Origin of the sequence: Streptomyces sp. NPDC059373 (genome assembly GCF_042751495.1) — a bacterium.
In the GTDB taxonomy this organism is placed as follows: domain Bacteria; phylum Actinomycetota; class Actinomycetes; order Streptomycetales; family Streptomycetaceae; genus Actinacidiphila.
Window position 1 is genome coordinate 107,188 of sequence record NZ_JBHYXC010000011.1, and the last position, 12,513, is coordinate 119,700.

The 12,513-nt window shown below is 72.7% G+C and carries 11 protein-coding genes and 1 pseudogene; 4 read left to right on the plus strand and 8 right to left on the minus strand.

The genetic code is table 11. The features are described from left to right. Positions 1-14: 14 nt before the first annotated feature. Positions 15-1,238, minus strand: a complete 1,224-nt coding sequence (locus ACFXJ5_RS17840) for an arginine deiminase (protein ID WP_384631387.1) — start codon at positions 1,236-1,238, stop codon at positions 15-17. A 158-nt stretch (positions 1,239-1,396) separates the two neighbouring features. Here ACFXJ5_RS17840 and ACFXJ5_RS17845 point away from each other — a divergent pair. Continuing rightward, positions 1,397-2,518 (plus strand): annotated as a pseudogene (locus ACFXJ5_RS17845) (NAD(P)-binding protein); the annotation flags it as partial. 282 nt (positions 2,519-2,800) lie between these two features. On the opposite strand, the gene ACFXJ5_RS17850 reads toward ACFXJ5_RS17845, so the two are convergent. The 4 genes from ACFXJ5_RS17850 to ACFXJ5_RS17865 all read right to left on the minus strand — a co-directional run bounded on the left by ACFXJ5_RS17850 (position 2,801) and on the right by ACFXJ5_RS17865 (position 8,765). Continuing rightward, a complete protein-coding gene (locus ACFXJ5_RS17850) occupies positions 2,801-5,356 on the minus strand; it encodes a polynucleotide kinase-phosphatase (RefSeq protein ID WP_384631389.1) in 2,556 nt (851 codons plus the stop codon). Further along, positions 5,353-6,816, minus strand: a complete 1,464-nt coding sequence (locus ACFXJ5_RS17855; protein ID WP_384631390.1) for a 3' terminal RNA ribose 2'-O-methyltransferase Hen1 — start codon at positions 6,814-6,816, stop codon at positions 5,353-5,355. Before ACFXJ5_RS17855 ends, ACFXJ5_RS17850 begins: the two co-directional genes overlap by 4 nt. Positions 6,817-6,889: 73 nt before the next feature. Then, complete coding sequence (gene mmuM / locus ACFXJ5_RS17860; protein ID WP_384631392.1) at positions 6,890-7,792, minus strand: homocysteine S-methyltransferase; 903 nt, start codon at positions 7,790-7,792, stop codon at positions 6,890-6,892. 49 nt (positions 7,793-7,841) lie between these two features. After that, positions 7,842-8,765: an LLM class F420-dependent oxidoreductase gene (locus ACFXJ5_RS17865; protein ID WP_384631394.1), complete on the minus strand. Its 924-nt coding sequence runs from the start codon at positions 8,763-8,765 to the stop codon at positions 7,842-7,844. A gap of 257 nt (positions 8,766-9,022) precedes the next feature. On the opposite strand from ACFXJ5_RS17865, the gene ACFXJ5_RS17870 reads away from it, so the two are divergent. Next, positions 9,023-9,226, plus strand: a complete 204-nt coding sequence (locus tag ACFXJ5_RS17870) for a hypothetical protein (protein ID WP_384631396.1) — start codon at positions 9,023-9,025, stop codon at positions 9,224-9,226. A gap of 44 nt (positions 9,227-9,270) precedes the next feature. On the opposite strand, the gene ACFXJ5_RS17875 is transcribed toward ACFXJ5_RS17870, so the two are convergent. The 3 genes from ACFXJ5_RS17875 to ACFXJ5_RS17885 all read right to left on the minus strand — a co-directional run bounded on the left by ACFXJ5_RS17875 (position 9,271) and on the right by ACFXJ5_RS17885 (position 11,408). Beyond that, positions 9,271-9,687, minus strand: coding sequence for a DUF6099 family protein (locus tag ACFXJ5_RS17875; protein ID WP_384631398.1), 417 nt, complete (start codon positions 9,685-9,687; stop codon positions 9,271-9,273). 117 nt (positions 9,688-9,804) lie between these two features. Continuing rightward, the gene (locus ACFXJ5_RS17880; protein WP_384631400.1) at positions 9,805-10,137 is read right to left on the minus strand and encodes a nucleotide pyrophosphohydrolase; all 333 of its coding nucleotides are present in this window, start codon (positions 10,135-10,137) and stop codon (positions 9,805-9,807) included. An 11-nt stretch (positions 10,138-10,148) separates the two neighbouring features. Further along, positions 10,149-11,408, minus strand: coding sequence for an AAA family ATPase (locus ACFXJ5_RS17885; RefSeq protein ID WP_384631402.1), 1,260 nt, complete (start codon positions 11,406-11,408; stop codon positions 10,149-10,151). 89 nt (positions 11,409-11,497) lie between these two features. On the opposite strand from ACFXJ5_RS17885, the gene ACFXJ5_RS17890 reads away from it, so the two are divergent. Both ACFXJ5_RS17890 and ACFXJ5_RS17895 read left to right on the plus strand, forming a co-directional pair. Then, on the plus strand, positions 11,498-11,872 hold the full coding sequence (locus ACFXJ5_RS17890; protein WP_384631403.1) for a cupin domain-containing protein: 375 nt from the start codon (positions 11,498-11,500) through the stop codon (positions 11,870-11,872). A 14-nt stretch (positions 11,873-11,886) separates the two neighbouring features. Continuing rightward, on the plus strand, positions 11,887-12,435 hold the full coding sequence (locus ACFXJ5_RS17895) for a DUF1697 domain-containing protein (RefSeq protein ID WP_384631405.1): 549 nt from the start codon (positions 11,887-11,889) through the stop codon (positions 12,433-12,435). Positions 12,436-12,513 lie beyond the last annotated feature (78 nt).

Genomic DNA, 12,513 nt, shown 5'->3' on the forward strand with positions numbered 1-12,513 from the left:
GACCCGCCGCATCCTTATACAGCGTCCCGTTCGATGGGACAGCTCATGCAGCGCGGGCCGCCGCGCCCCCGCCCCAGCTCGCTCCCGGGGATCTCTATCACCTCGATGCCGCGCTTGCGCAGGTAGGTGTTGGTCGTGACATTGCGTTCGTAGGCGAGCACCACGCCCGGTTCCAGGGCCAGCACATTGCACCCGTCGTCCCACTGCTCGCGCTCCGCCGCGTGCACGTCCTGGGTCGCGGTGAGCACCCGGATGTCGTCGAGCCCGAGGGCGGCGGCGATCGCCCGGTGCATGTGCTCGGGCGGGTGGTCGGTGACCTTCAGATCGCGCTCGCCGGCGCCGGGCCCGATCGTGTACGAGCGGAGCATGCCGAGCCCGGCGTACTTGGTGAAGGTGTCGCCGTCGATCATCGTCATCACGGTGTCCAGGTGCATGAACGCCCGGCGCTTCGGCATGTCCAGCGCCACGATGCTGCGGGCCGAGCCGGCCGCGAACAGCCGCTGGGCGAGCATCTCCACGGCCTGCGGGGTGGTGCGCTCGCTCATGCCGATCAGCACCGCGCCATTGCCGATGACCAGGACGTCGCCGCCCTCGATGGTCGAGGGGTAGGCGGCCTGCCCCTCCGACCAGACGTTGAAGCCGCCCGGCGCGAAGAGGGGGTGGTGCTGGTAGACCGCCTCGTAGTGGATGGTCTCGTGCCAGCGGGCGGGCCAGCGCATCGCGTTGATGCTGACGCCGTCGTAGACCCAGGCGGAGGTGTCCCGCGTGAAGAGGTGGTTCGGCAGCGGATTGAGCAGGAAGTCGTCCGCGCCCATGACGTGGAAACGCACCGAGGTCGGCTCGGCGAAGCGCTCCAGGAACTCGCGCTTGGTCATGCCGCCGACCAGCGCCTCCACCAGGTCGGCGGCGGACAGTTCGTCGAAGGCCGCACGGAGGTGGTCGGTGACCACGGGACCGTACTCCTTCTCGTCGAAGACCCGGTCGAGGACCATCCGGCGGGCCTCGGGCAGGGTCAGCGTCTCGCGCAGCAGGTCACCGAAGAGGTGCACCTCCACGCCCCGGTCGCGCAGCACGTCCGCGAAGCCGTCGTGCTCGGCGCGCGCCCGGCGCACCCAGAGGAGGTCGTCGAAGAGCAGCGCGTCCTTGTTCGACGGTGTCAGTCGCTTCAGCTCGAGATCGGGCCGGTGAAGGATGACGCGGTGCAGCCGCCCGGCCTCTGAGTCCACATGGAAGCCCATGGGAATGACCTTCCCACTCCGCGCCTGATTTAGCGGCGGTTCGGCCAGGACGGGGCCGATGTCACATCCCGCGCCCCCGGTGCGTCCAAGAGGTGAAGTCCACGAGGTGAAGGACTGCGGGGAGCGAACGAGGAGACCGACCCATGCGGCACCGATCCATGCGGCACATCACGGTCGTCGGCGGCGGGTTCGCCGGGCTGACGGCGGCGATCACCTGCGCCGAGGCGGGCGCGCGGGTCACGCTCTACGAGACGCACGACACCCTTGGCGGCCGGGCTCGCACCGCCGAGGGCGCCTACCGTACGAACGAGGGCCCGCACGCCTTCTACGCTTCCGGCCCGCACTGGACCTGGCTCACCCAGCGCGGCCTGACCGGGCCCCTGGCGAAGACCCCGCCCCGCGACGGCGCACGGCCGCGCTTCCGGTACGGGGGCCGGCTGCGCCGGATGCCGCCGCTGGGCGTGGTGCGGCTGCTCTGGCAGCGCGAGGCCCCGGTCGGCCAGGACTTCGCGGGCTGGGCCGCCGGCCTGGTGGGCGGCCGCGCGGCGCGGGCGGCGGCCCACTACGCGGCGGTGGCGCTCTTCCACCACGACCCCGGCAGCCTCTCCGCCGCCTTCGTCCAGGAACGGCTGCGGCGGTTGGCGGCCGTGCCGCCCGAGGCCCACCACCCGGTCGGCGGCTGGGGCACGGTCATCGAACGGATGGCGGCCCATGCCTGGAACCTGGGCGCCCGCCTGGAACTCGGCGCCCGGATCGACACCCTGCCCGAGGATGGCCCGGTCGTCGTCGCCACCTCGCTGGACGCCGCGCGCGCCCTGCTCGGCGACGACTCGCTGGTCTGGGGCAGCGGCCGCACCGCCCTGCTCGACCTCGCCATGCGGCGCGGGCACGGCGACGCCCTCGCCCTGTCCGACCTCGACGCCCCGGGCTGGATCGGCCGCTTCACCGCCCACGACCCCACCCTCGCCCCGCCCGGCGAATCGCTCCTCCAGGGCCAGATACCCCTGGCCCCCGGCGAGGACCGCACCGCCGCCACCGCCCGCGCCGAGTCCCTGCTCGACCTCGCCTTCCCCGCCTGGCGCGACCGCCTCACCTGGCGCCGCGAAGCCCTCGCCACCGGCCGCACCGGCGCCGTCGACCCACCCGGCACCACCTGGCGCGACCGCCCCGCCCTCGACCGCGGCTCCGGCATCTACCTCGCAGGCGACCAGGTCGCTGCCCCCGGCGTCCTCAGCGAGGTGTCCTTCACCAGCGCCATCAACACGAGCACCCTCGCCCTGGCCCCGCCCCGGCGTCACAACCGCAGGTCAACCGGCTCCGACTCCAAGGCAAGAACCGCGAAGACCGCCTCATGAACCCACAACCCGGCTACCCGACCGGCCAAACCACCGCCGGACGGAGTCCGGCACAGCCGCCCGAAGCGCGGGAGGCGCCCCGGCGCCGAGCGCTGCGAGGACGGCACGAAAAGGTTCAGCCCAGGTCGCTGCGCCCGGCGTCCTCAGCGAGGTGTCCTTCACCAGCGCCATCGCCACGAGCACCCTCGCCCTGGCCCCGGCCCGGCGTCACAACCGCGGGTCAACCGGCTCCGACTCCAAGGCGAGAACCGCGAAGACGGCTTCGTGAACGCGCCAGAGGGGCTCGCCGGTGGCCAGGCGGTCGAGGGCTTCGAGGCCGAGGGCGTACTCGCGGAGGGCGAGGGAGCGCTTGTGGCCGAGGGCGCGGGAGCGGAGGCGGGCGAGGTGGTCGGGGCGGGTGTATTCGGGGCCGTAGATGATGCGGAGGTATTCGCGGCCGCGGCACTTGATGCCGGGCTGGACGAGGCGGTTGCCCGACTCGCTGCGGAGGAGGGCCTGGAGGGGCTTGACGACCATGCCCTCGCCGCCGGCCGCGGTCAGCTCCAGCCACCAGTCGGTGCCGGCGGCGACGGAGGCTCCGTCGCCGGTGTCGACGACCAGGCGGCGGGTCTCCTGGAGCAGGCCGGTGGGGTCGGCGGCGACCAGGCGGTCGATGAGGGCGAGTTGGTCGTCGTGCGGGAGCGCGGCGAGGCTGCGGCCCTGGACGGCGAGGATCTGGAAGGGCGCGAGGCGCACGCCGTCCAGTCCTTCGGTCGTCCAGCAGTAGCGGCGGTACGCGTCCGTGAAGGCGGCGGCGTCGGCGGACCGCTCCTGCTGACGGGCGAGCAGGCCGGCCACGTCGGTGCCACGGGCGGCGGCCGATTCGAGCGCGGCGAGCGCACCCGGGAAGACCGCGCCGGAGGCGGCGCCCACGGCGGCGTACTGCCTGCGCAGCAGGCCGGAGGCCTTGAGCGACCAGGGCAGCAACTCGGCGTCGAGCAGCAGCCAGTCGGTCGCCGGCTCGTCCCAGAGCCCGGCGGCGGAAATCGCCTCGCGCAGCCGGCCGAGCACCTGCTCGGTGACGGCCGGGTCGTCGAAGAACGGCCGCCCGGTGCGGGTGTGCAGGGCGCCGGTGACCCCGTCGGTGACGCCGAAGCGACCACGGGCGGCCTGGGCGTCGCGGCAGACCAGGGCCACCGCGCGGGAGCCCATGTGCTTCTCCTCGCAGATGACCTGGCGTACGCCGTCCTCGCGGTAGGCGGCGAATGCCTCGTGAGGGTGCTCCAGATAGCCGTCGAGCTGCGAGGTCGCGCAGGGCGACATGGTCGGCGGCAGGTAGGCGAGCAGGCGCGGGTCGACGGCGAAGCGGCTCATGACCTCCAGGGCGGCCGCCGCGTTCTCCTCGCGGACGGCGACGCGGCCGTGGTGGGTGGTCTCGACGACCCTGCGCCCTGTGACGTCCGCGAGGTCGAGCGGGCGGCCGTCGTGACCGCCCGGTGCCTCGTTGGTGAGCGGCTTGGCCGGCTCGTACCAGACCTGCTCGGCGGGTACGTCAACCAGTTCACGCTCGGGCCAGCGCAGCGCGGTCATCCGGCCGCCGAAGACGCAGCCGGTGTCGAGGCAGATGGTGTTGTTGAGCCAGGTCGCCGACGGGTTCGGGGTGTGGCCGTAGACCACGGCGGCGCGGCCCCGGTAGTCCTCGGCCCAGGGGTAGCGGACCGGCAGGCCGTACGCGTCGGTCTCGCCGGTCGTATCGCCGTACAGCGCGAAGCTGCGCACCCGGCCCGAGGTGCGGCCGTGGTACTTCTCCGGCAGGCCGGCGTGACAGACCACCAGCTTGCCGCCGTCGAGGACGTAGTGGCTGACCAGGCCCTCGATGAACTTGCGGACCTGCTCCTTGAAGTCCGGGTCCTTGGTGTCCTCCTGGGTGAGCTGCTCGATGGTCTCGGCGAGGCCGTGGCTGTGCTGGACCTGCTTGCCCCTGAGCCAGCGGGCGAGCTTGTTCTCGTGGTTGCCGGGCACGCACAGCGCGGTGCCGGCGGCGACCATGCCCATGACCCGGCGCAGCACCCCGGGGCTGTCGGGGCCGCGGTCGACGAGGTCGCCGACGAAGACGGCGGTGCGGCCCTCGGGGTGGACGCCGTCGGCGTAGCCGAGCTTGGCGAGCAGGGTCTCCAGCTCGGAGTGGCAGCCGTGGATGTCGCCGATGATGTCGAACGGGCCGGTCAGGTGCCGCAGGTCGTTGTAGCGGCGCTCCAGGACGACCTCGGCGGCCTCGATCTCCTCGACCCCACGCAGGTGGTGGACCTTGCGGAAGCCCTCGCGCTCCAGGTGCTTCAGCGAGCGACGCAGCTCGCGCTGCTGTCGCTGGATGACGTGGCGCGGGAGACCGGCCCGGTCGGCGCGGCCGGCGTTGCGCTCGGCGCACACCTGCTCGGGGACGTCCAGCACGATGGCGATCGGCAGCACGTCGTGTTCGCGGGCGAGCCGGACCAGCTGCTTGCGGCTCTCCGGCTGGACGCTGGTGGCGTCGACGACGGTGAGCCGGCCGGCGGCGAGCCGCTTGCCCGCGATGTAGTGCAGGAGCTCGAAGGCGTCTCCGCTGGCGCTCTGGTCGTTCTCGTCGTCGGCGACCAGGCCGCGGCAGAAGTCGGAGGAGATCACCTCGGTGGGCTTGAAGTGCTTGCGGGCAAAGGTGGACTTGCCCGAGCCGGTGCTGCCGACCAGGACCACGAGGGACAGGTCGGTCACGGGAAGCGTGCGCTGCTCCGACGGTACGGTCATGCTGCCGCCTCCTTCGCGGTCGTCTTGGTCAGGGTGAACACAGCCATCTGGGTCGGCGGTCCGACCTCGGGGTCGTCGGGCCCGACGGGTGCGAACCCGACGCCGTACCCGTGCCGCCGGGCGACCTGGCGGGCCCACGCACGGAACTCCTCGCGGGTCCACTCGAAGCGGTGGTCGGAGTGCCGGACGTGCCCGGCGGGCAGCGTCTCCCAGCGCACGTTGTACTCGACGTTCGGCGTGGTCACGATCACCGTCGCCGGGCGGGCGGCACCGAACACCGCGTACTCCAGGGCGGGCAGCCGCGGCAGGTCGAGGTGCTCGATGACCTCGCTGAGCACGGCGGCGTCATAGCCCTTGAGGCGCGCGTCGGTGTAGGCGAGCGAGCCCTGCAGCAACGTCAGGCGGGAGGACTGTCGCTCCCCCATTCGCTCCAGACGCAGCCGCCGTGCCGCCTCGTTGAGCGCGCGGACCGAGACGTCGACGCCGACGATCTCGGTGAAGCGCACATCCTTCAGCAGCGCGCCGACCAACTGCCCCTGACCGCAACCGAGGTCGAGCACCCGGCTCGCCCCCGCCGCGCGCAGCGCGTCGAGGATCGCCTCGCGGCGCCGCACGGCGAGCGGCACCGGTTTCTCGTCGGTGTCCGTCTCCTCGTCGATCGCGTTGTCGATCTCCTCGGCCTCGGTGTCGTCGGTCTCGGCGAGCCGGGCCAGCTCCAGCCGCTCCAGCGCCTGCCGGGTCAGCGACCAGCGCCGCGACAGATAGCGGCTGGTGATCAGCTGCTGCTCGGGGTGGCTCGCGAGCCAGCCGTCGCCCATCCGCAGCAGCTTGTCCACCTCGTCCGGCGACACCCAGTAGTGCTTGGCGTCGTCCAGTACCGGCAGGAGCACATAGAGGTGTCGCAGCGAGTCCGCCAGCCGCAGCTCGCCCTCCAGCACCAGCCGTACGTAGCGCGAGTCGCCCCACTCCGGGAACCGCTCGTCCAGCGCGACCGCTTCGGCCTCCACCGTCCAGCCCAGCGGCTCGAACAGCCGCCGTACGAGGGCGGCGCCACCCCGCGCGGGCAGCACCGGAACCTCGATCCGCAGCGGCAGCGGGCTCGCCGCACGCTCGGGCAGCGCATTGCACACGCCCCGGAGCGCGCTGGCGAACGCCGTCCGCAAGGCGACCGCCAGCAGCGACGACGCGGCATACGGCCGGTCGTTGACGTACTGCGCCAGCGACATGTCCGGGGCCCCGCCACGGCCTTTGCCCTTGCCACGCCGGACCAGCGCCACGGGATCCACCTCCAGCAGGAGCGCGGCGGTGCAGCGCTCGGCGGACGCCTCGGGGTAGAAGACGTGCGCGTCGCCATAGGAGGTGGAGAAGGCCTGGGCCTTGTCGGGGTGCTTGTGCAGCAGGAAGCCGAGGTCGGTGGCCGGAAGGCCGTTGCTGCCGGTGGTGGAGATCGTCAGGAACACGCGACCGAGTATCGTGCCCGGGCGCGGCCCGGGACCATGGGTTTTCGGTTCCTGCGCCCGGTCGCCGTGCCCGTCAGCCGCCCAGGACGGCGGCCAGTTCGGCGATCTCACGGGGCCCCACGCGGCAGCAGCCGCCGATGAGCCGGGCGCCGTCCCTCTGCCAGTGGCCCACGCGGGCGGGCTGGAAGGTGGAACCGCCGCGCCAGGCGCGGGCCCGGGCGTCCCAGGTCTCGCCGCTGTTGGGGTAGACCGCGACCGGTTTGCCAGTGGCCTCGGCGGCGATGCTCACGGCCCGGTCGGCGTCCTCCGGTATGCAGCAGTTGACGCCGACCGCGATGACGTTGTCCGCGCCGGCGGCCAGCGTGAAGGCGTCCTCCAGCGGCTGTCCGGCCCGGGTGGTGTCGCCGTCGATGGTGTAGGTGAGCCAGACCGGGACGCCGGTGCCCTCGACTGCGCGGAGCAGGGCCTCGGCCTCGTCGGTGTCGGGGACGGTCTCCAGGGCGAGCACATCGGGGGCCGCCTCGGCCAGGGCCTCGATCCTGGGCCGGTGGAAGGCCTCCAGCTCCTTGACGCTCAGTCCGTAGCGGCCCCGGTACTCACTGCCGTCCGCGAGCATCGCGCCGTACGGGCCGACGGACGCCGCGACCCATACGTCCTCGCGGTCGCCGGCCGCCAGCCTGGCCAGCTCGACGCTGCGCCGGAGCAGCGCCGAGGTCTCGTCGCGGCTGATGCCGCGCTTGCCGAAGCCTTCGTACGTGGCCTGGTAGCTGGAGGTGATGAGCACCCGCGCGCCCGCCCGCACATAGGCCGCGTGGGCGGCCTGGATCTGCTCGGGGGCGTCGGCGAGCAGCCGGGCGGACCACAGCTCGTCGGACAGGTCGCAGCCCTGGTCGGCGAGTTGGTTGGACAGGCCGCCGTCGAGGACGACAGGTCCCTCGGCCAGGGCCGCGGCGAGCGGCTTCGTGGAGGCGGGCATCGCGGGTGCTCCTTGCGGTTGGTGCGCTTGCGGGTCCTGTTCCGCGAGCTCAGGTGAGCTGCGACTGGACCTCAGAGGAAATCAGTTCAAGGTGGTCGATGTCGTCGAGGTCCAGAATCTGGAGGTAGAAGCGGGTGGCGCCCACCTCGGCATAGCGGCGGATCTTGTCGACGACCTCGGCCGGGGTGCCGGCGAGCCCCTCGGCCTTGAGCTGGTCGGCCTCGCGGCCGATGGCGGCGGCCCGTCGCGCGACCTCCGCGTCGTTCTTGCCGACGCACGCCACGAGCGCGCTGGAGTAGACGATCTCGCCGGGCTTCCGGCCCTCCGCGTCGGCGGCTTCACTGACCCGGGCGAACTGCCGGTCCGAGTCCTCGACCGAAGCGAACGGGACATTGAACTCGTCCGCGTAGCGGGCGGCGAGCCGCGGGGTGCGCTTGGCGCCGTGTCCGCCGATCAGTACCGGGACCTTGGCCTGGACCGGCTTGGGCAGCGCGGGCGAGTCCTTGAGCTGGTAGTAAGTGCCCTCGAAGGTGAAGCGCCGGCCCACCGGCGTCGACCACAGCCCGGTGATGATCGCCAGTTGCTCCTCCAGGCGGGCGAACTTCTCCTTCGGGAAGGGGATGCCGTACGCGGTGTGCTCCTCCTCGTACCAACCGGCGCCGATCCCCAGCTCCACCCGTCCGCCGGACATCTGGTCAACCCCGGCGACCTCGATGGCGAGCACGCCGGGCAGCCGGAAGGTGGCGGCCGTCATCAGTGTGCCGAGCCGGATCCGCTTGGTCTCGCGGGCGAGCCCGGCGAGGGTGATCCAGGCGTCGGTCGGCCCGGGCAGACCGTCCGACGCGCCCATGCTCACGTAGTGGTCCGAACGGAAGAAGGCGTCGAAGCCCAGCTCCTCCGTGGCCTGGGCGACCTTGAGGAGGGTGTCGTAGGTGGCCCCCTGCTGGGGCTCGGTGAAGATGCGAAGATCCATACCTCCATCCTGCACCGCACGAAGCGGAAGAGGATCGTCAACAGCTCACCCCGATGGTCACGGCCAGGTGCCCCGGCGGGGTGAAAATCGGCCAACTCGCCCTTCAGCGAGGCGTATCCACAGTGACTGGTGGGGCGTGTGATCGTTGGCTCGGGCGGAGCCGGACCGCCCGGCCCGCACGCCGGCGGCCGCTGCCGGCGGTCACGACGCGTCACCGCCCTCACGCCCCGGGAGGGCCAGGACCCGAGGAGGCCACGATGTCCCAGGAAACCGTGCCCGAGCAGGGAGGCGAGGCGCATCCGCCCGCCGCGGCACCCAAGGGGCTGCTGCAGCAGATGGAAGAGCTGATGGCCGCGCTCAACGCGGACCTCGCGGGTCTCGACGCCGATCTCCAGTCCGCCGGACGGGGCACCGCACCGACCGCGCCCAGCGCCTGGGACGACGCCCCCCGTTCCTCCTGAGGCTCGGTTCGCCATGGGGCCCCGGGGCCGGTCCTCGGGGCCGTTCACCGGTCTCGCTCCTGTGCCAGGGCCGCTTCGGCCTCGCGGAGCAGCGCGCACACCCGTTCCCTGCGGTCGGCGGCCCCGTCCAGCGCCTCGATGCACTGCCAGTACACCGCCTCGTCCTCGGTCGAGCAGGCGGCCGACACCAGCACCGCGCCCAGCTCCGACAGCAGCTCGCGCAGATCACGCAGGGCTCCGGCCGGATTCCGTACGTCAGTGAGAGCCGCCCCACGACCGGGCGCCGCACGGGGGGCCGGGCCGGTCGGGGGCCCCTTCGCCACCGTCCCGTCCGGTACGAGGTGGCGGATGACCGCCTCCGTCAGGGCCTGCGCCTGCCAGGCCTCCGCGAGCAGTTCCCCCTCGCCCCGGGTCTCCTTGAGCGCGCGCCGGGTGCTGCCGATGAGCCGTGCAGCGTCCATGTGGTCCACTCCCCCTCCGCCACGTATGTCGTTCACTCAGAGTGACCGATCACGTACGCGAGGGGAAGGGCCCTCCTCCGGCCTGTGGATAACTCCCAGCAGGTCCCGCAGGACGGGTCAGTCGCCCTCCCCCGGCACGGGAAAGCGCAGCTCATTGCGGTCGATCTTGGCGCCGAGCGCCTCCAGCGGATCGATCCCCAGCACGTCGCAGAACTGCAGCAGATACGCCAGGACGTCCGCCACCTCGTCCTTCACCCGGTGCGCCTTCCCGGCGTCCGCCATCACGGCGGCCGCCTCCTCGGGCGTCAGCCACTGGAAGATCTCGAGCAGCTCGGAGGCCTCGACGCTCAGCGCCGCGGCCAGGTTCTTGGGCGTGTGGTACGGCTGCCAGCGGCGGGCAGCCGCGAAGGCGGTGAGTCTGCGCTGCAGCGCGTACAGATCCTCGGTCACGCTGCCCAGGTCTACCGCATCGCGGCGACCGCGCGCGCCTCGCCCTGAGCGGGCTGAGCGGGCTGAGCGGGCTGAGCGGCAGCAGCGGCCGGCCCGGGCTGGGCAGGCACCCGGGACGGACGGCCGAACTCCACCACCGATACCCCGCCCACGCCCTCGGCGACCGCCGGGTCGTGGGCCGTCGCCAGCAGCCGGATGTGCCCGCGCTCGGCCGCCTGGCTGGCCAGGTCCAGCAGTTGGCGGGTCTGGGCGCGGTCGAGGCCCAGGTCGAGTCCGTCCGCGAGGACGGTCAGTGCCTGGAAGGCGGGCAGCAGTTCACCGCTGGTGTCCACCTCCAGCACGTCGGGGCCGGTGAGCAGCACCAGGCCCAGGGCCAGGAAGCGCAGTTCGCCATCGCCGAGCCGGTCCACCGGCACCATTCCGAGCGGGCCCCGGTCGACGGCGGCCAGCACACCTGAACCCTCAGGCCCCACAGGCACGGTCGTCAGCCCCTCCACCGGCCCGCTGCACACCGCTCGCATCGCCCGGACCAGGGCGGCATGCCGCGTCCGGCACTCGCCCTCGGTACGGTGCAGCACGGCCGAGAGGTTGTCGCAGGCCTTGCGCAGCATGCCGTCCTTCACCGCCACCGGCTGCCTCATCCGCTGCGGCAGCGGCTCCACGGCGAACACCCCGCGCAGGGCCACCACCATCTGCTCGGCGCCCGCCAGCACCAGCCGCTGCCCCTCCGTCGTCCCGGCGACGCGCAGCGGCAGCAGTGCGGTGGCCAGCCGGTCGTCCGGCAGCGGCGCCCTGGTCACCGGTACGGCTCCCGCCGTGTGCCAGGCGGCCTGGACCGTACGCCGTCCCGGGTCGCGCAGCGCCGTCGTCAGCAGGGTCTCGCCGGCTCCGGTCAACCGCTCGCCCACGATGCGCAGTTCAGGCTCGGTCTGGACGGCGACGTCCAGCCTGACCGGACCCAGCGGTCCGTCGGCCGTGCAGCCGATCCGGAATCCCCGGCGTCCCTCCGCGTCCGGCTGCGCCCCGTGCGGCACGCATGCCCCGACCCCGCCCCGTACGACCCCGGCCTCGGCGGCGAGCACCTCGCTCAGTTCGTCACCGCCCGCCAGGCGGCCGAGTACGGCCAGGGCCTCCAGGACGCTCGACTTGCCGGTCCCGCTCGGGCCCGCAAGCAGCGTGAGGGGGCCCAGCGCGAAGCTCGCGCCGCGATGCGACTTGAAGGCGGACAGCCGCAGTTCGGTGACGATCGGGCGCTCACTCTTCGCGTTCATGCCCGCGAACGTATCGACGCATCCGGCCGCCGAACCGTTTCCCCGGTTCCCCGTCCTCCGAATGGACGACCTCCGGCAGGATCATCCGCATGAAGATCGTTGACGCAAGTCCCGCCTCCGGCCTCGAACTCACCGCCTTCGGCAGCTCCGGCGTCCGCCACGTCCGGGTCCACGCCGGCACGGAGGGCGCCGTCTCGACCGGCGTCATGCACCTCGCGCCCGGCGGCCGCATCGGCCGGCATGAGGCGCCGGTACCGCAGGTCCTCATCGTGGTGGCGGGCCAGGGGCACGTCAGCGGCGCCGACGGCGTCCCGCGCCGCATCGCCGCCGGTCAGGCCGCCTGCTGGAGTGCCGGCGAGGACCACGAGACCTGGACCGGCAGCGGCCTCACCGCCTTCGTGGTCGAGGCGCAGGCCCCGCACCCGGCGGAGATCCTCGGCAGGGCCCTGAACGGCGAGGACTGAGCTACGGTGCCGGTATGGCGACGACGACGTACGTGGCGCTGCTGCGCGGCATCAATGTCGGGGGCAATGTCCGCCTCCCCATGCAGTCGCTGCGCGAACTGCTCGACGGGATGGGCGCGACGGCGGTACGTACGCACCTCCAGAGCGGCAACGCCCTGTTCGACCACGCCTGGGCGGAGCCCGAGCGGCTCGCGGCGGAGCTCAAGGACCGTATCGAGGGTGAACTGGGGCTCCGGGTGCCGTGCATCGTGCGGGAGGCGGCGGAGCTGCGCGGGGTGATCGAGCGGAATCCCTTCGAGATGACGGGGATCGAGCCGGCGCGCTTCCTGGTGACGTTCCTTTCCGGGCCGGTGGACACCGACAAGCTGAAGGACCTGGACCCGGCCGTTTTCGCACCGGACGAGTTCCGCGCCGGCGAGCGCGAGATCTACGTCCACTGCCCGAACGGCATCCAGAAGACCAAGCTCTCCCACGCCCTGTGGGAGAAGCGCCTCGGGCTCACCGCCACGGCCCGCAACTGGAACACCGTCACCAAGCTCGCGGCTCTCGCAGGCGTGGGGTAGGACCCGGACCGGACGCTTCGGCCGGCGCCGAAGCAATCCGGCCCTACCGTCGGGGCCATGACCAGCTCCGTGCACCGG

Coding starts and splice junctions, on each gene's coding strand:
- ACFXJ5_RS17840 (WP_384631387.1), bottom strand. CDS start 1,238: ATGGGCTTCCATGTGGACTCAGAGGCCGGGCGGCTGCACCGCGTCATC.
- ACFXJ5_RS17850 (WP_384631389.1), bottom strand. CDS start 5,356: ATGACCGTACCGTCGGAGCAGCGCACGCTTCCCGTGACCGACCTGTCC.
- mmuM (WP_384631392.1), bottom strand. CDS start 7,792: ATGCCCGCCTCCACGAAGCCGCTCGCCGCGGCCCTGGCCGAGGGACCT.
- ACFXJ5_RS17865 (WP_384631394.1), bottom strand. CDS start 8,765: ATGGATCTTCGCATCTTCACCGAGCCCCAGCAGGGGGCCACCTACGAC.
- ACFXJ5_RS17870 (WP_384631396.1), top strand. CDS start 9,023: ATGTCCCAGGAAACCGTGCCCGAGCAGGGAGGCGAGGCGCATCCGCCC.
- ACFXJ5_RS17875 (WP_384631398.1), bottom strand. CDS start 9,687: ATGGACGCTGCACGGCTCATCGGCAGCACCCGGCGCGCGCTCAAGGAG.
- ACFXJ5_RS17885 (WP_384631402.1), bottom strand. CDS start 11,408: ATGAACGCGAAGAGTGAGCGCCCGATCGTCACCGAACTGCGGCTGTCC.
- ACFXJ5_RS17890 (WP_384631403.1), top strand. CDS start 11,498: ATGAAGATCGTTGACGCAAGTCCCGCCTCCGGCCTCGAACTCACCGCC.
- ACFXJ5_RS17895 (WP_384631405.1), top strand. CDS start 11,887: ATGGCGACGACGACGTACGTGGCGCTGCTGCGCGGCATCAATGTCGGG.